At 53.1% G+C, this 16274-nt stretch carries 16 protein-coding genes and 1 other RNA gene; 12 read left to right on the top strand and 5 right to left on the bottom strand.

The features are described 5' to 3' along the window. Nucleotides 1-12: 12 nt before the first annotated feature. The 7 genes from deoC (at nt 13) to ACFPQ4_RS06730 (ending at nt 7613) form a co-directional block, all read left to right on the top strand. On the top strand, nt 13-684 hold the full coding sequence (gene deoC / locus ACFPQ4_RS06700) for a deoxyribose-phosphate aldolase (RefSeq protein WP_378111010.1): 672 nt from the start codon (nt 13-15) through the stop codon (nt 682-684). Between the two features lie 18 nt (nt 685-702). Then, the gene (locus tag ACFPQ4_RS06705; protein WP_378111011.1) at nt 703-2004 is read left to right on the top strand and encodes a pyrimidine-nucleoside phosphorylase; all 1302 of its coding nucleotides are present in this window, start codon (nt 703-705) and stop codon (nt 2002-2004) included. A gap of 88 nt (nt 2005-2092) precedes the next feature. After that, complete coding sequence (locus ACFPQ4_RS06710; protein ID WP_378111107.1) at nt 2093-2893, top strand: purine-nucleoside phosphorylase; 801 nt, start codon at nt 2093-2095, stop codon at nt 2891-2893. Nucleotides 2894-2959: 66 nt separating this feature from the next. Then, the gene (locus ACFPQ4_RS06715; protein ID WP_378111012.1) at nt 2960-4021 is read left to right on the top strand and encodes a BMP family lipoprotein; all 1062 of its coding nucleotides are present in this window, start codon (nt 2960-2962) and stop codon (nt 4019-4021) included. Nucleotides 4022-4042: 21 nt separating this feature from the next. Further along, the gene (locus tag ACFPQ4_RS06720; RefSeq protein WP_378111013.1) at nt 4043-5584 is read left to right on the top strand and encodes an ABC transporter ATP-binding protein; all 1542 of its coding nucleotides are present in this window, start codon (nt 4043-4045) and stop codon (nt 5582-5584) included. Next, on the top strand, nt 5577-6653 hold the full coding sequence (locus ACFPQ4_RS06725; protein ID WP_378111014.1) for an ABC transporter permease: 1077 nt from the start codon (nt 5577-5579) through the stop codon (nt 6651-6653). Before ACFPQ4_RS06720 ends, ACFPQ4_RS06725 begins: the two co-directional genes overlap by 8 nt. Next, complete coding sequence (locus tag ACFPQ4_RS06730; protein ID WP_378111015.1) at nt 6654-7613, top strand: ABC transporter permease; 960 nt, start codon at nt 6654-6656, stop codon at nt 7611-7613. Nucleotides 7614-7791: 178 nt separating this feature from the next. Here ACFPQ4_RS06730 and ACFPQ4_RS06735 read toward each other — a convergent pair whose 3' ends face one another. Then, on the bottom strand, nt 7792-9021 hold the full coding sequence (locus tag ACFPQ4_RS06735) for a putative glycoside hydrolase (protein WP_378111016.1): 1230 nt from the start codon (nt 9019-9021) through the stop codon (nt 7792-7794). 115 nt (nt 9022-9136) lie between these two features. After that, complete coding sequence (locus tag ACFPQ4_RS06740) at nt 9137-9973, bottom strand: YitT family protein (RefSeq protein WP_378111017.1); 837 nt, start codon at nt 9971-9973, stop codon at nt 9137-9139. Nucleotides 9974-10166: 193 nt separating this feature from the next. On the opposite strand from ACFPQ4_RS06740, the gene ACFPQ4_RS06745 reads away from it, so the two are divergent. From ACFPQ4_RS06745 to ACFPQ4_RS06760, 4 genes are all read left to right on the top strand, one after another. Beyond that, nucleotides 10167-11819 (top strand): degradosome RNA helicase CshA, encoded by a 1653-nt coding sequence (locus tag ACFPQ4_RS06745; protein WP_378111018.1) that lies wholly within the window; start codon nt 10167-10169, stop codon nt 11817-11819. A 34-nt stretch (nt 11820-11853) separates the two neighbouring features. Then, nucleotides 11854-12624, top strand: coding sequence for a YesL family protein (locus tag ACFPQ4_RS06750; protein WP_378111019.1), 771 nt, complete (start codon nt 11854-11856; stop codon nt 12622-12624). Nucleotides 12625-12658: 34 nt separating this feature from the next. Then, nucleotides 12659-12842: non-coding RNA, 6S RNA (ssrS, locus tag ACFPQ4_RS06755), on the top strand. Between the two features lie 79 nt (nt 12843-12921). Continuing rightward, complete coding sequence (locus ACFPQ4_RS06760; RefSeq protein ID WP_378111020.1) at nt 12922-13308, top strand: DUF1499 domain-containing protein; 387 nt, start codon at nt 12922-12924, stop codon at nt 13306-13308. Nucleotides 13309-13371: 63 nt separating this feature from the next. Here ACFPQ4_RS06760 and tpx read toward each other — a convergent pair whose 3' ends face one another. After that, nucleotides 13372-13884, bottom strand: a complete 513-nt coding sequence (gene tpx, locus ACFPQ4_RS06765) for a thiol peroxidase (protein ID WP_378111021.1) — start codon at nt 13882-13884, stop codon at nt 13372-13374. A gap of 113 nt (nt 13885-13997) precedes the next feature. On the opposite strand from tpx, the gene ACFPQ4_RS06770 reads away from it, so the two are divergent. Further along, a complete protein-coding gene (locus ACFPQ4_RS06770; RefSeq protein ID WP_378111022.1) occupies nt 13998-14900 on the top strand; it encodes a LysR family transcriptional regulator in 903 nt (300 codons plus the stop codon). A 75-nt stretch (nt 14901-14975) separates the two neighbouring features. Here the strand turns inward: ACFPQ4_RS06770 and ACFPQ4_RS06775 are convergent, their stop codons facing one another. Together ACFPQ4_RS06775 and ACFPQ4_RS06780 are read right to left on the bottom strand one after the other, a co-directional pair. Further along, entirely contained in the window at nt 14976-15656 is a 681-nt protein-coding gene (locus ACFPQ4_RS06775) for a zinc metallopeptidase (RefSeq protein WP_378111023.1), read from the bottom strand. Between the two features lie 54 nt (nt 15657-15710). Beyond that, nucleotides 15711-16166: a MerR family transcriptional regulator gene (locus ACFPQ4_RS06780; protein WP_378111024.1), complete on the bottom strand. Its 456-nt coding sequence runs from the start codon at nt 16164-16166 to the stop codon at nt 15711-15713. Nucleotides 16167-16274 lie beyond the last annotated feature (108 nt).

The raw sequence follows: 16274 nt of genomic DNA on the forward strand, positions 1-16274 counted from the left end.
GGATAGGTGCGGATGAAAGCGGAACAAATCGCAGGGATGATAGACCATACGTTGTTAAGCGCTGTAAGTACGGAACAAGACGTTACTCGCATTTGCGAAGAAGCTAAACAATACGGTTTCGCGACCGTGTGCGTCAATCCGTTCTGGGTACCGGTTGCGGCAAAGCTCTTGAAAGGCAGCGACGTCGGGGTGACGACGGTAATCGGATTTCCGTTAGGCGCAAGCCGTACCGAGATCAAGGCGGCGGAAGCGACCGACGCGATCGAAGCGGGAGCGACCGAGATCGACATGGTGTTGAACGTCGGCGCATTGAAATCGGGACTTAAGGACGCCGTATCGCGAGATATCGAAGCCGTAGTCAAAGCTTGCAAAGGCAAAGCCGCAGTGAAAGTCATTATCGAAACGTGTTATTTGAACGACGAAGAGAAAAGCATGGCGTCGTTGCTATGCAAGGCGGCTGGCGCGGATTTCGTCAAAACGTCGACCGGTTTCGGCACCGGAGGAGCGACGATCGAAGACATCGCGCTCATTCGGCACGTTGTCGGACCGGAGATGGGCATTAAAGCTTCAGGCGGAGTAAGAGATCTCGAGGTTGCCCGCAAGCTGATTCAAGCAGGCGCGACCAGACTCGGCGCGAGCTCGTCTATCGCGATCGTGACGGGCGGAACGAACCAAGGTTATTAAAGCGGGAGGATGCCGCCTATGAGAACGGTTGATTTAATAACGAAAAAACGAGATGGCGGAGAGCTCTCGAAGTCCGAGATCGATGCACTCGTCCAAGGATATACGCAAGGCTCCATTCCCGATTATCAGATGTCGGCTATGGCCATGGCGATTTTCTTCCGGGGAATGACGCCTGACGAACGGGCGAATTTGACGATGGCGATGGTGCATTCCGGCGAAGTTATCGACTTGTCCGGCATTTCGGGCGTCAAAGTCGATAAGCACAGCACGGGCGGGGTGGGGGATACGACGACGCTCGTACTCGCGCCGCTTGTAGCAGCCGTCGGCGTGCCGGTTGCCAAAATGTCCGGCCGCGGCTTAGGCCATACGGGCGGAACGATCGATAAGCTCGAATCGGTACCGGGTTTCCACGTCGAGATCGATAACGAGCAATTCATCTCCCTCGTCAATCGCAACGGGCTAGCCATTATCGGCCAAAGCGACAAGCTTACGCCCGCGGACAAGAAGCTGTACGGGCTTAGGGACGTAACGGGTACAGTCAATTCAATACCGCTCATCGCAAGCTCGATCATGAGCAAGAAGATTGCTTCGGGAGCCGATGCGATCGTACTCGATGTCAAGACCGGCGACGGTGCGTTCATGAAAGAGATGGACGAAGCCAAGGAACTCGCGGCATGCATGGTCGATATCGGCAATCGCGTCGGACGGCGTACGATCGCGGTTCTGTCTGACATGAGCCAGCCGCTCGGCAACGCGATCGGCAACGCGCTTGAAGTTCGGGAAGCGATCGATACGTTGCGCGGAGTCGGACCTAAAGATTTAACCGAGCTATGTCTCACGCTCGGCAGCCATATGACGGTGCTCGCGGGCATCGCAGCGACGCAGGCGGAAGCGGCGGAGCTGCTTAAAGAAGCGATCGCTAGCGGCAAGGCGATCGAGAAGTTCAAGACTTTCCTTACGGCGCAAGGAGGCGATGCTTCCGTCGTCGACGAGCCAAGCCGACTGCCGACGGCATCTTTCCAGATCGAGGTGAAGGCGGAGCGTTCCGGCTACGTCGCTTCGATCGCGGCGGAAAGCATGGGCCTCGCGGCGATGATGCTCGGAGCCGGAAGGGCTACGAAGGAATCCGCTATCGACTTGGCGGTAGGCATCGTGTTGCATAAGAAAGTCGGCGATCCCGTGACTGCGGGCGAATCCCTAGCTACGATTCACGCGAATAGCGAAGAAGTAGCGGAAGTTCGTAGCAAAATCGTCGCATCGATCGTCATTCAGGATGCGCCGGTCACTCCTCAGCCTCTTTTGTCGGGAGAGATCGTATAAGCTCGAATGATACTAGCCTCGACGGATATTAGTTTGCGGAGGGGCATACTTGGAAGGAGGTGATGGAATGGGCCAATTACTTCAGTCGATGGAAGACGCTAAAGCGTTCATTCAATCACGGATTACAGCGCAGCCGCAAATCGGCCTTATATTAGGCTCCGGTCTAGGAGAGCTTGCGGAAGAAATACAGAACGCCGTTAAAATCCCTTACGAATCGATTCCGCATTTTCCGGTATCGACCGTAGAAGGACACGCGGGACAGCTCGTCGTCGGGGAATTGCAAGGCAAACCCGTCGTCGCGATGCAAGGACGATTCCACTATTACGAAGGCTACTCGATGCAAGAGGTTACGTTCCCGGTACGCGTCATGAAGGCGCTCGGCGTTCGGCAATTGTTCGTCACGAACGCATGCGGAGGCATGAATCCCGCGTTTAAACCGGGGGACCTGATGATCATTCAGGATCACTTGAACTTAACCGGCGCGAATCCTTTGATCGGCAGCAATGAGCCGTCGCTCGGACCGCGATTCCCGGATATGAGCCGGGCGTACACGCCCGAGTTGCTCAAGCTCGTCAAGGACACCGCGGCATCACTTGGCATAGAAGTTCAGCAAGGCGTATATGCGGGCATCTCCGGTCCGAATTACTTACCGCCGGCAGAACTGGTTATGCTACGACGCTTAGGCGCTGACGCCGTAGGCATGTCTACGGTGCCGGAAGTGATCGTGGCGAGCCATATGGCGATGCAGGTCATCGGCATCTCTTGCGTGACCGACATGGCGATCGGAGAAGAACTCGAACCGCTAAGCCACGAGCAAGTTATCGAAGTGGCGAATCGCACGAAACCGAAGTTCATTTCCCTCGTGAAAGAAATCGTCGCGAAGCTGTAAAGCGCCACCCCACTCATGGTTTTACGCAACACATTATATATCTATTAGACAAAGGAGAGTCATGAAATGAAAAAGACAGCGAAAATCTTAACAGGCATTATGCTCGTAGCCTCGCTCGCGCTAACGGCTTGCGGAGCAAAGAACGACAACAACAACAACACGAATCAAGGTGCAAGCCCAAGCGAAGCAGCTAGCCCTGCTAGCACTGCCGGTGTCGGCAAAAAGTTCGCTATGGTTACCGACGTTGGCGGCGTTAACGACAAATCGTTTAACCAAAGCGCTTGGGAAGGCTTGCAAAAGCTGTCCAAAGACACTGGTGCAGACGTAAAGTACCTCGAGTCCAAAGAAGCTACGAACTATTTGACGAACATCAACCAATTCGTTCACGACAAATACGATCTCACTTGGGGCATCGGCTTCTTGATGGGCGATGCGGTTAAAGAAGCAGCAACGAACAACCCTGACGCGAAGCTGGCAATCATCGATAACGTCGTTGAAGCGCCTAACGTCGAATCCGTTACGTTCGCTGAGAACGAAGGTTCCTTCTTGGTCGGCGTTGTTGCGGGACTTATGACGAAAACGAACAAAATCGGCTTCGTCGGCGGTATCGACATCCCGGTTATCAAACGTTTCGACCTCGGCTTCGAAGCCGGCGTTAAAGCGGTAAATCCACAGGCTGTGGTCACGAAAAACTACACTGGCGCATTCGACAAACCCGACCTTGGCAAAGCGGCTGCAGCTACTCTATACAACAACGGCGCGGACATCATCTTCCACGCTTCCGGCGGAACGGGCAACGGCGTATTCAACGAAGCCAAAGAACGCAAAGCAGCGGGCAAGCAAGTATGGGTTATCGGCGTAGACAAAGACCAATCCATCGAGTTCGGCGACGACGTTACGCTCACTTCGATGCTTAAGCGCGTTGACGAAGCGGTATATCGCGTAACGAACGACATGATCAACGGTAAATTCGAAGGCGGTAAAGTTACGGTTCTCGGTCTGAAAGAGAACGCGGTAGGCTTGCCTGACACTTCCACGAAGAACGTTCCTGCGGACGTGCTTGCCAAAGTGGAAGAGTACAAAGCTAAAATCATCAGCGGCGAAATCACGGTACCGACTGCCCAATAATATCGATAAAAGGGTGCTACTATGAACATGGCGAGAACAGTCGTAGAAATGCGGAACATAACGAAGCGTTTCCCCGGCATCGTCGCCAACGACCGCGTCAACTTCGAGCTGAAGCAGGGCGAGATTCACGCCCTGCTCGGCGAGAACGGCGCGGGCAAGTCGACGCTCATGAACATTTTGTTCGGACTGTATCAGCCAGAAGAAGGGGAAATCTTCGTTAACGGTCAAGAGGTCGCGATCGACGGCCCTAATAAAGCCATTAAGCTTGGCATAGGAATGGTGCATCAGCATTTCAAGCTGGTGCACCCTTTTACCGTAACGGAGAACATCATTCTAGGAAGCGAGCCGAAGCATGGCTTAGCCGTCAATTACAAGCAAGCGAACGAGAACGTCGAGAAACTCTCCAAGCAATACGGATTGAACGTCGACCCTCTTGCTACGATCGATGAAATCTCGGTCGGCATGCAGCAACGGGTCGAAATATTAAAAACGCTGTACAGGGGCGCGGACATTCTTATTTTCGACGAACCGACGGCCGTCCTTACTCCGCAAGAGATCGAAGAGCTGCTTGTCATCATGCGCAAGCTGGTCGAGCAAGGCAAGTCGATCATCTTGATTACCCACAAACTTAAGGAAATAATGGCGATCGCGGATCGGGTAACAATCGTTCGCCGCGGCAAAGTGATCGACAGCTTGCCCGTGGCCGGCACGAATCCGAACCAATTGGCCGAGAAGATGGTCGGTCGGGAAGTATCGCTTAAGCTAGATAAAAAAAACGCCGTGCTAGGCGAGCCTGTGCTCGAAGTCGACAAGCTTGTCGTCAAGGGACGCCAAGGACTTCGCGCATTGAACGAAACGTCGTTCGTCTTGAAACGCGGCGAAATTCTAGGTCTTGCGGGCGTCGAAGGCAACGGTCAGAGCGAGTTGATCGAAGCGCTTACCGGTTTGCGTCCGATCGATAGCGGAACCGTGAAGATTGCTGGAGTGGACTTGACGGGCTCGAAGACGCGCGTCATCTCCGAGGCCGGTGTATCGCTTATTCCGGAGGACCGCCACAAACACGGGCTCGTGCTCGATTTCCCGATGCGCGAGAACATGGTGCTCGAGACGTATTACCAACCGCCGTTCAACAAAGGCGGCTTCTTGGATTATGCCGCGATCGACGAGCATGCGAAGCGGTTGATCGCCGAGTTCGACGTGCGTACGCCGAGCATCCACACGCAGGCGCGCGCTTTGTCCGGCGGTAACCAGCAGAAAGCGATTATTGCCCGGGAAGTAGACAAAAACCCGGAAGTGCTGATCGCCGCTCAACCGACGCGCGGCTTGGACGTAGGCGCAATTGAATTTATTCATAAGCGTCTTGTCGAGCAACGAAACATGGGGAAAGCCGTGTTGCTGATCTCGTACGAGTTAGACGAGATCATGCAGCTGTCGGATAGAATCGCGGTTATATACGAAGGCCGGATCGTCGGGGAAGTAGATCCGTCGCAGACGAACGACGAGCAGCTCGGCTTAATGATGACCGACTACAAAGCGCCGCAGGGAGGCGAACAACGTGAATAAGCTCATTAAAGTCGTCACGAAAGACTCCGCGGTCGTTCCGTTCGTCGCCATTTTGCTGGGACTAATCGTCGGGGCCATCATCATGCTTTTCGGCGGCTATGATCCGATACTGGCATATCGCTCCTTATTGGATAAAATATTCGGCAGCCGCTACGAATTCGGAGAGACTTTGACGGCGATTACGCCGCTCGTCTTTACGGGCTTGTCGGTCGCGTTCGCGTTCCGTACGGGTCTCTTCAATATCGGGGCGGAAGGCCAATATATTATGGGGATGACCGGTGCGACGATTATCGGAGTGCAAGTGCATGCGCCATGGTTTATCCATGCACCGCTTGCGATAATCGTCGGAGCGTTGTTCGGGGGATTCTGGGGCATGATCGCGGGTTATCTAAAAGCAGCCCGCGGCGTCAACGAAGTCATTACGACGATCATGCTTAACTGGATCGCACTGTATTTGGGCAACTATCTCGTCAACCGGTTTTTGCTTGAGCCGGGCAAAGGCCGTTCCTACTTCGTCGACGATTCGGCGAACGTGACGATCGGTTGGCTTTCCCGCGCTCTAGACGACGCCCGTATGCATTGGGGAATGTTCTTCGCGCTGTTGGCGGTCGTCTTCTTCTATGTGTATCTATGGCGGACAAAGCAAGGCTACGAGCTGCGCGTCGTCGGCTTCAACCCCGATGCAGCGAAATACGCCGGCATTAACGTGAACAACGGCGTCGTCAAAGCGATGTTCATTTCCGGAGCGTTAGCGGGACTCGCGGGCGTATTCCAAGTGCTGGGCGTGTTCTTGAACCAAGCGATCTCCGCAAGCCATACCGGTCATGGATTCGATGGCATCGCGGTCGCGTTGCTTGGCGGCAATACGCCGGTCGGCGTACTGTTCGGAGCGATCCTATTCGGTTCGCTCTCGTACGGCGCGGCAGGCATGAGCTTCGGCGCGGACGTTCCGCCGGAAATTATCCGAATCGTTATCGGCTCGGTTATTTTCTTCGTGGCGACTCCCGGTATTATCCGTTGGGTTCTAAAACAACTTAGAATTCGGAAAAGCAAAGGCGAGGTGGCTTAGATGGATCTGGTTACACTCGGAAATATGCTAAACACCGCCTTAGTGTTCTCGACCGCTCTTATTCTGGCGGCGCTGGGAGGCATTCTATCCGAGCGCTCCGGCGTCGTCAATATCGGTCTGGAAGGGTTGATGACGGCCGGAGCGTTCGCGTCGGCGGTGTCCGCGTACCATGCGCAGGAAGCCGGCTTTGGAGGCGCGACGCCGTGGATCGGCTTGTTGGCTGGCGGATTGTTCGGCGTCTTGTATGCGCTAATCCATGCGGTAGCCACCATTACGTTCCGTGCCGACCAGGTCGTCAGCGGTATCGTAATCAACTTTATAGCGGCAGGCTCGACGCTGTATCTCGTTAAATTGATGTTCGAAGGGGCAGGGGAAACGAGTCTCGTCAACGAGACTTTCCACAAAGTCGCGATACCGCTCTTGTCCGATATTCCGGTGATCGGCGAAGGACTGTTCCATGCGTATCCGACGACGTACTTGGCATTCATCCTCGTCGCGGTCATTTATTACACGCTGTTCAAAACGCCTTTCGGTCTGCGTCTTCGCGCGGTAGGCGAGCATCCGAGCGCGGCCGACACGGTCGGCATCAAGGTGCTTCGCATGCGTTATATCGCGGTTTTGCTGAGCGGCGTACTCGCTGGCTTAGGTGGTGCGACGATAGCCATGACGACGACGGGCAGCTTCTCGCATAACACGATTTCCGGCCAAGGCTTTATCGCGCTTGCCGCGGTAATATTCGGCAAATGGAATCCGCTAGGCGCGATGGGTGCGGCGATCTTCTTCGGATTCGCGCAGTCGATCAACAACATTCTTCAGCTGTTCGATTGGTCGTCGAACATTCCGCCGGAATTTATCTACATGCTGCCGTACGTGCTGACGATTGTCGTGCTCGTAGGCGCGGTAGGACGTTCCAAAGCGCCGGGGGCGCTAGGGGAACCGTACTTCGCCGGCAAGCGTTAGCGGGGAATGGAACGGTTGCAGATAAATCCTAAGTGAATTGAAAATGGCTGTTGTCCGGTCCTAACCGTGACAGCAGCCATTTTTTTAATGGCCGCCATTAGCGGCACGAGGTACCGCTAACCCTCCGCCAAGCAAATAAAAGGCCGTCCGGGAAGGGACGGCCTTAATGATAAGTGCATTAATATTTTACGCCTGTCGAGTAAGTGTTGCCTGCGTTCCATAAGAGGAATTCGTCGACGCCCGTGTCTCGCAGCGCCTTGATTTGCGCTTCGACTTCGGCGGCGCCGTACTTCGTGTAATGTCCCGCGCCGAGCCACTTGGCCGTGAAGTCTTGGATCCAAGGCCGGATAATCGGCTGCGAATCGCCTAGCGGATCGAGCTTCTTGTGCGTGTCGAGCATTGCGCCTTTGATCGTCTCGTAAGGTGCTTTGTCCGGATCTTTCTGCTTGAACCATCCGGTGCTGTAGTGGCTCGGATAGATCATCGGGGAGATGACGTCGACGGCGTTCGAAATTTTGACGAAGTCTTGCCCGATTCCCTCGGCGGCTGGCACGGAGGCCGCGTAACCGAAGATGTCTACCGATACTCTTACGCCGAGCGGCTCGAGCTGCTCCTTAGCATATTCCACGAAACCGGCTACGATATCGACGCGACTCAGTTCGTTTTTCGTGAACGTGAGAGAGTCCGATTTCTTCTCGAAGCCTTCCGGGAACCGGACGTAGTCGAATTGGATTTCTTTGAAGCCCATCTTGGCCGCTTCCTTGGCGATTTCTACGTTATAGTCCCATACTTCTTTGCGGTAAGGGTTAACGAATTTATCCCCGTTGCCGTTATGCCAGAGGGTGCCGTCTTTTTGAACGTAAGATAGCTCGGGATGTTTTTTGGCGAGAATGCTATCCTTGAAAACGACGATCCGAGCGATCGGGTAAATCTCATGCTCCTTGAGCGTCGTCATCAGCTTGCCGATGTCTTTGATGAAAGGTTTAGGATCGCCCTGCGCCTTCAATGTTTCGTTATCTGTCTTGTAAGTAATATAACCCGTGTCGTCTTTGATATCGATGACCATGCTGTTCAAGTCGGTCGTGTCCAGCAGTTGAAGCAATTTGGACATTCGTTCGCCGCCCGCGCTGTAAGCGGTAACATAAACGCCCTTGACTTTAGGGGCATCCTTTTGCGGGTCCGCATGCGGATCGGTTGACGGTTCCGTTTCGGTAGGCGCGTCGGTTGGATCCGTAACGGCGGGATCGGTACTTCCGTTATCTTGCGTCGTGCCTGGCTTTGCGTGAGCTTCGTGCGCTAGGGTGAGTTTTACCGTGTTCCATAGCTTGCCGATTGCCGAATGATCTTGTTGTTGTCCGCTGCCAGAGGCGGTGTTAAGCAGTAGGAACAATGCGAATAAAATATCCATATAATCTCTCCCCAATCAGCTCTGTAAGTTGATTATAAACGAGTTTGACTGGGGGAGACACAGGTATTTTGTAGTATTTTGTAGCTTCGTGGCGAATATGAATCGATTATTTCGCCTAGGTCGTCCGGCGGCGGAATTCGCCTATGACATCGATCGTTTGAACGATGTTGACGAATGCCTTCTTATCTACCTCCAAAATGATTTTACGCAATTCCGCCAGCTCGTATCGCGTCGCTACGGTCATCAGCATATCTCGTTCCTCGCTCGTATATGCGCCTCTAGTCTTAATGATGGTAACGCCGCGGGGGATCGACATTAGACGTTCCGCCAGCTCCTGCGTATTTTTGGTGATGATAAAGGCGGTTATTTTTCGATGAGGGGTATGAACCATATCAACAATTCTTCCCGTTAAGTAGATCGACAGCATAGAATATAGGGCGGCGTTCCAATCGTCGATCAAAAAACCGAGCGCGGTGACGACGAACATGTTGAGCACAATTACGAGCAAGCCGATCGGGACGTCCCGATACCGGGAAACGATGGAAGCTACGATATCGAATCCACCTGAAGAACCCCCGTAACGTAACGATATGGCGCTTCCGAAACCGACAAGTACGCCTCCGAAAACGGAACCGAGCAGCCGATCTCCGTTCGTGATCTCGATTTCAGGAATGATTTGCATTAACAAGGTCGTGGACACGACGGCGACCATGCTAAGCACGACGAACCGCCGTCCAAGCACGCGATATCCCCAGAGCAAAATCGGCAAGTTCAGGGCAAAATACAACCAGCCGATATCCCAGCCGCTCACGTACCCGATAATCATGGCCACGCCGGATGCGCCGCTGCTGAGAAGTTCTTCGGGAATAAGCAACCATTTAAACCCGCAAGCGACAGCAACGGAACTAAGCACCATCAATACTGCGGGCCCTAATGCGGCAAATCTTTTCATCGTTAGCACTCCTGTCGTTAGCATCCAAGGAAGGATATGGGGTTAGGTTCTCCTGGAGAGAGCCGATCATGCGAAAAAAAATGGTACTCGTTTCCTCATAGTGGAGTTTACAAACAGGTTTGTGTTATAATGAACTGATTATTTTTTTTGGAAGCCGTAATTAGTAGGCCCAATACAGAAGGAGTTAGAGAATTTGAGTACATTTGCAGAATTTGGGTTGGAGCCGGACGTTCTTCAAGCCATCTCAGAGATGGGGTTTGAAGAAGCGACTCCGATTCAAGCGAAAGCTATCCCTGTCGCGATTTCCGGCAGAGATATGATTGGTCAGGCACAGACAGGTACAGGCAAGACTGCAGCTTTTGGTATTCCGCTTATTAGCCGTATTCCCGTTAACGAGGAACGCATCGTCGCATTGATCATGGCGCCTACGCGCGAATTAGCTATTCAGGTAGCTGAGGAAATCGAGAAGCTTGGACGATTCAAGGGAATCCGTTCTTTGGCTATATATGGCGGTCAAGACATCTCGCGTCAAATCCGCTCCTTGAAGCGGAAACCGCAAATCATCATCGGTACACCTGGTCGTTTGCTCGATCATATCAACCGCAAGACGATTCGCTTGGACGACGTACGCACGGTCGTACTGGACGAAGCGGACGAAATGCTCGACATGGGCTTCATGGAAGACATTCAATCGATCCTGAAGCTTGTACCGGAAGAACGCCAAACGTTGTTGTTCTCGGCTACGATGCCGTCGAACATCCAAAGACTGGCGCAGCAGTTCCTGCGTAATCCGGAGCACATCTCGGTAATTCCGAAACAAGTGAGCGCGCCTTTGATCCAGCAATTTTACATCGAAGTGCAAGAGCGGATGAAATTCGACGGACTTTGCCGTTTGCTCGACATGGAACCGCCCGAGCTCGCCATTATTTTCGGACGTACGAAACGCCGCGTAGCTGAATTGTCCGAGGCGCTCATGAAGCGCGGATACGCTTGCGATGGCTTGCACGGAGATTTGTCCCAAAATCAACGCGATACGGTTATGCGTAAGTTCCGCGACGGAAGCATCGACGTTCTCGTAGCGACGGACGTTGCGGCTCGCGGTCTCGACGTATCCGGCGTCACGCACGTTATTAACTTCGACTTGCCGCAAGATCCCGAGAGCTATGTTCACCGGATCGGCCGTACGGGCCGCGCAGGCAGAGAAGGTACTTCTTGGTCGTTCGTAACGCCACGCGAGACGGATCACCTTCACTTCATCGAGAAGATCACGCGTCATCGGATCGCTAAGAAGCCTTTGCCGACGATGTCCGAAGCGATGGAAGGCAAGCAAAAGCTTATGGCTGAGCGCATTATCGAAACCGTGAGCGGCGAAGAAGACACAGCTGCATTCAAATGGGTTGCGATGCAGCTTCTGGAGCAGTACGATTCCGTTCAATTGTTGGCGGCGGCAATGAAGCTGCTTACCGGCGATAAGAAGGACGTAAACATCGAGCTGACGCCAGAAGATCCAATTCGCGGCAAGAAGCGCAAGTTCGAAGGCAATCGCAGCGGTTCCGGCGGCGGCTATCGCGGCGGCGGATCGAGCGGCGGATCGAGCGGCGGCTACCGTGGTGGCAGCAGCGGCGGCAGCAGCAGCGGACAAAGCTCTTGGCGTCAAGGCCAAGGACGCAGCGATTCCCGCGGTCCTGGCACGGGCTACGGCGGTCAGCAACGCAAGCCATACAATGGTGGCAACAGCAGCAGCGGCGGCAGTCGCGGCGGCGAAGGCTATCGCGGTGGACGCACGGAGCGTCGCGACGAGCCGAAAGGCAACAGATCGCATAGCGAAGACTTCGTAAACATCTAAGTATATCTACGCTTGTCATCAGGGAGGAAACCCCATGGAGATGCGGGGCATGATGGGTGGCTTCTATCGGCTGTCTGAATGGGTCATGCGGCTATCGGTTACGAACGTACTTTGGTTGGTTACGGCATTGCCGTTTTGGTATTTCGCATTGGTCGGATTTCAGAGCTTGCAGCTGGCGGAGACGGATGAGGCAGTACTCAGTTCGTTCCAAACCAGCGTAATCTTGCTTGCGGTCCTTGCTCCCTTCACTCTGTTTCCGGCGACCTCGGCTATGTTCTCGGTCGCCCGGAAATGGGTGTTAGGCGATACGGACGTTCCGCTCTTGAAGACGTTCTTCCGGAACTACAAGCAAAATTACGTGCAATCAATGGTAGGCGGCATCTTCTACGCGTTGCTCTTCGCGATTATGATCATCGATTTCCGGGTATACCTTACCCAGATCGACGGATTCCAGATCGTAGCGTATTTGTTTATTGCGCTCATGGCGTTGTTAACGATTTCGCTTTTGCATTTCTTCTCGCTCTTGTCCCATTTTCATATGAAAACGGTGCAATTGATCAAGAACGCTCTGATCTTGACGATCGGAAGACCTTTCCGTTCGGTCGTCATGGCTATGGGTACGGCAGCCGTTCTGTACTTAAGCTTTAAGTTCACGTTCCTCATCCCGTTCTTCTTCGGAAGCATTATCGCGGTATACACCTTCTATAACTTTAATCTCGTTATGCAGAAGATGATGTCGCTGAAGGATGCGCTCGAGGCGAAACAAGCCGAAGAGGCCGAGGAAGAAGAAGGTAAAGAGGCGTAAGTTTACTTACGTATTCGCCTGATCTATAATGGAGCTATTCCTGCGATGTACGTTACGGCGCTTAATTGTTTTGAACCAATGTTTGTTTCCAAGGGAGCCCTAAATTGCCCTGCGGCTGACACGCCCCCGAAAGGGGAAGTCAAATGCATGCGCTGCGAGCACCCACCTGCGAGAGCGGGTTCGGAACATACACGCCGGACGGCATAGGCGGGTTTTTCTAACCTTACTCTTTAATCGCCGGGTTAGGCGTGGTAAGATAGATGGTAGCGCCAATGGCACCCGGAGGGAGAGAGAGCTTTGCTGAAGCGAGTGCTGATCGGATTGATCCGAAGCCACGAACATACGAGCGATCGTGCGAAAGACCCGAAGCTCAAGTCCCATTACTATCGGCTTTCTAAAGACCGCGCTTGGGATGAAGTCAGCTCGATTCTTAAGAAGATGAAGGGATATAAAGTCCTTCACGAAGTGCAAAACGTCGGTGAGATCGTAATGGAGAAGAAGACGTCGGTCGGTCGGACGATGGATATCACTATCCAGGTCGTCGGTACAAGCCCCGGCAGCACGGCGGTCGATATTTATTCCGCATCGCGTGGATCGCTAGGCGATCTCGGTGCCAATTATCGAATCATCCAAGAAATTTATAGCGTGCTCGATCGTAAACTTGCTTCATACAAAACCTCATGATGAATCTAAAAAAGCGAGGAAGGCGTTAGCCCATCCCTCGCTTTTGTTGTTTTTACGATGTAGTTAGATCAGCGCTTTAACCGCTGCTACCGCTGCTTCGTAATTCGGGTGCTCCGTCATTTCGCCGAGTACTTCGACGTAAGTAATTTGATCATTGCTGTCTACGACGAAGATCGCTCTCATGTCCAAGTGCAATTCTTTGATGAAGACACCATAGGATTTGCCAAAGACGTTGTCCTTGTAGTCGGACAGAAGGACGACGCGATCCACGCCTGCCGCACCACACCAACGCGCTTGCGCGAATGGAAGGTCAGCACTGACGGTAATGATAACGACGTTATCGCCAAGCTTGGAAGCTTCTTCGTTGAAGCGGCGAGTTTGGGCATCGCATACGCCGGTATCGAGCGAAGGCACGACGCTGATGAGCTTAACTTTGCCAGCGAAGTCTTTCAGCGAAGAAGTTTCGAGCAAGTTTTTGTTTAACGTGAAGTCAGGAGCCGGTTGACCTGGCGCGAGCGATGGGCCAACTAGCGTAATCGGATTGCCTTTAAGCGTAGCGGAGCGTTCTTGAGACATGAAATTGTTCCTCCTTCGTTGATAAGGGTTGCCGTAATCATTATAATCTTTATCGAATACCGTTGTCCAATCTTTGGAATTGTGGATGGGAACGTCAGGGGAGGCGCGAAATCGTGGAACTTAGGCAGCTGCAATACTTCGTGCAAGTCGCGCGCATGCAGCATGTAACGAAAGCGGCAGAGGAGCTTCACGTCGCTCAATCGGCGGTCAGCCGGCAAATTCATCGGCTGGAAGAGGAACTTGGCGTTCGATTGTTCATGCAGCGAGGACGCAACGTCCAATTGACTCCGGTGGGCCAATTGTTCCTTAAGCGAGCGGAAAGCGTTCTAGCCGATTTGGATCGCGCCGTAACGGAAATTCATGAATTTCTAGACCCTGAAGTCGGAGAAATCCGGCTCGGTTTCCCGCATAGCCTCGGTATTCAACTCGTGCCGAAAGTCGTCGCCGCATTCCGAAAGCTGCATCCGAACGTGAAGTTCAAATTCAGGCAAGGGATGTATCCGTCGCTGATCCGGGATGTCACGGAAGCGGAAGTTGACCTAGCGTTTATCTCTCCTTATCCGGACAAGAGCGATCACGTGACGGGCGAAATCATCCTGACAGAAGAGCTGTTCGCGATTTTGCCGGCCAACCATCGTCTCGCCATGGAAGATTCGATTAAGCTTAGCGAGCTTAAGGATGACCAATTCGTTCTGTTCAGCCAAGGTTACTCCTTGAGGCCGATCGTCTGGGATGCCTGCAAAGAAGCTGGATTCACGCCGAAGATAGGCTTCGAAGGCGAAGAGACGGATACGATTCGGGGCTTGGTTGCGGCGGGAATGGGCGTTAGCTTGCTTCCGGAGATTGCGATGTATCAGACGAGTGCGATGATGCCGGCCGTTGTCAAAATCAGCGAGCCGCACGTTACCAGATCGATTGCGCTTATCCGACGTTCCGGCGAAAAGATGCCGATGGTCGTACAGATGTTCCATTCGTTCTTGATTGATTTCTTTAATGGCGAGTATAAGGACAAGTAAAAATAATGATTCTCCAAAGTTTAATAAAAATGGGCTATCCCTTATCGGGATAGCCCATTTTTATTAAATAGCCGGTTATTCTCGATTTTGAGTGAAAATCATAATGTACTTGATGAGCTCCAGCAACGAAATTAGAGCGGCTGCGACATAGGTTAGCGCGGCAGCGTTCAAAACTTTGGCGACGCCGTGTTCCTCGTCTTGGGCTATGAAGCCTTCTGATATCATAATATCGCGAGCGCGGGAGCTGGCGTTGAACTCGACCGGCAACGTCACGAGCTGGAAAGCGACCGCGGCCGAGAAGAAGATGATCCCGACACCGACTAAGTTCATCGCGTGGAATAAAAAACCAGCGATAAGCAAGAATGGAGCGATACCGGAAGCGAACCTTACTAACGGGAACATCCGGTGGCGCAACGTAAGCATTGGATAACTGTGCGCGTGCTGGATCGCGTGGCCGACTTCGTGGCAAGCGACCGATATGGCCGAGATCGAATGCTCGTAGTAGACGGGCTCGGACAACCGGACGACGCGATGGATCGGATCGTAATGGTCGGTCAAGCGGCCTTGTACGGGTTCGATCGGCACGTCGTGAAGTCCGTTGCGGTCGAGCATTCGGCGGGCGGCTTCGTAACCGGTCAATCCGCTGCGCGCGCGTACTTCCGACCAGCTATTGAACGTACCTTTCACGCGAAATTGAGCCCACAGCGATAACAGAAAAGCGATAATGATTAGAAAATCCATCGGGTGAAAGAACATGGTGAATCTCCTTCCAAGAGTCTGTAGCCGATAAGCCTGCTGAGGATAGGCGCGTCACATGAAGTTACTTTTCCCTAAAAGCAAAAGAAGCGCTTCTACGCATGCTGCGGTCTGCGGTGTAATGGCACGAAACAGCTTTTTGGCTTGCTGAGGCTTCAATTGGTCGAGAACGGGCTCGAGTTCCTTGACTTCCCGTTCCAATTGGGAGAGATGGTTCTGGAGCTCCTCCAGCTTGCGGGTGACGGCTTCGTCGTGCGTTACCCGGTCAAGCGAAGCGAACTGCTCTCGAATTTCTTCTAATGAGAACTTCTGCGCCTTCAATTGTTCAATACGTCGGATGCGCGATAAAGTTTCATCATCATATAAGCGATAATTGCCGGTCGATCGCTTGGCCGGCGCCAGAAGGCCGAGCCCGGTATAATAATCGATCGTTCTTGCGCTAATGCCGGACAAGTCGGATAGTTCGCCGATCCGGTACAGGCGCGGGGCATTCATCGATCCTTGACGCATGGCGTTCACCATTCCTTCCTGATATTCAGCTTCAATCCTATTAATATCATACTCAAAGGCTAACCATACAGTCAAACGTAATGCTTGACTCTGCGCGCCCAAAGTCTA

It is taken from the genome of Cohnella yongneupensis, assembly GCF_042655785.1.
In the GTDB taxonomy this organism is placed as follows: Bacteria; Bacillota; Bacilli; order Paenibacillales; family Paenibacillaceae; genus Cohnella; species Cohnella yongneupensis.

Excerpts from the sequence above, each read along its gene's own strand:
- deoC (WP_378111010.1), top strand. The coding sequence starts at position 13 with ATGAAAGCGGAACAAATCGCAGGGATGATAGACCATACGTTGTTAAGC.
- ACFPQ4_RS06705 (WP_378111011.1), top strand. The coding sequence starts at position 703 with ATGAGAACGGTTGATTTAATAACGAAAAAACGAGATGGCGGAGAGCTC.
- ACFPQ4_RS06710 (WP_378111107.1), top strand. The coding sequence starts at position 2,093 with ATGGAAGACGCTAAAGCGTTCATTCAATCACGGATTACAGCGCAGCCG.
- ACFPQ4_RS06715 (WP_378111012.1), top strand. The coding sequence starts at position 2,960 with ATGAAAAAGACAGCGAAAATCTTAACAGGCATTATGCTCGTAGCCTCG.
- ACFPQ4_RS06720 (WP_378111013.1), top strand. The coding sequence starts at position 4,043 with ATGAACATGGCGAGAACAGTCGTAGAAATGCGGAACATAACGAAGCGT.
- ACFPQ4_RS06730 (WP_378111015.1), top strand. The coding sequence starts at position 6,654 with ATGGATCTGGTTACACTCGGAAATATGCTAAACACCGCCTTAGTGTTC.
- ACFPQ4_RS06735 (WP_378111016.1), bottom strand. The coding sequence starts at position 9,021 with ATGGATATTTTATTCGCATTGTTCCTACTGCTTAACACCGCCTCTGGC.
- ACFPQ4_RS06740 (WP_378111017.1), bottom strand. The coding sequence starts at position 9,973 with ATGAAAAGATTTGCCGCATTAGGGCCCGCAGTATTGATGGTGCTTAGT.
- ACFPQ4_RS06750 (WP_378111019.1), top strand. The coding sequence starts at position 11,854 with ATGGAGATGCGGGGCATGATGGGTGGCTTCTATCGGCTGTCTGAATGG.
- tpx (WP_378111021.1), bottom strand. The coding sequence starts at position 13,884 with ATGTCTCAAGAACGCTCCGCTACGCTTAAAGGCAATCCGATTACGCTA.
- ACFPQ4_RS06775 (WP_378111023.1), bottom strand. The coding sequence starts at position 15,656 with ATGTTCTTTCACCCGATGGATTTTCTAATCATTATCGCTTTTCTGTTA.
- ACFPQ4_RS06780 (WP_378111024.1), bottom strand. The coding sequence starts at position 16,166 with ATGCGTCAAGGATCGATGAATGCCCCGCGCCTGTACCGGATCGGCGAA.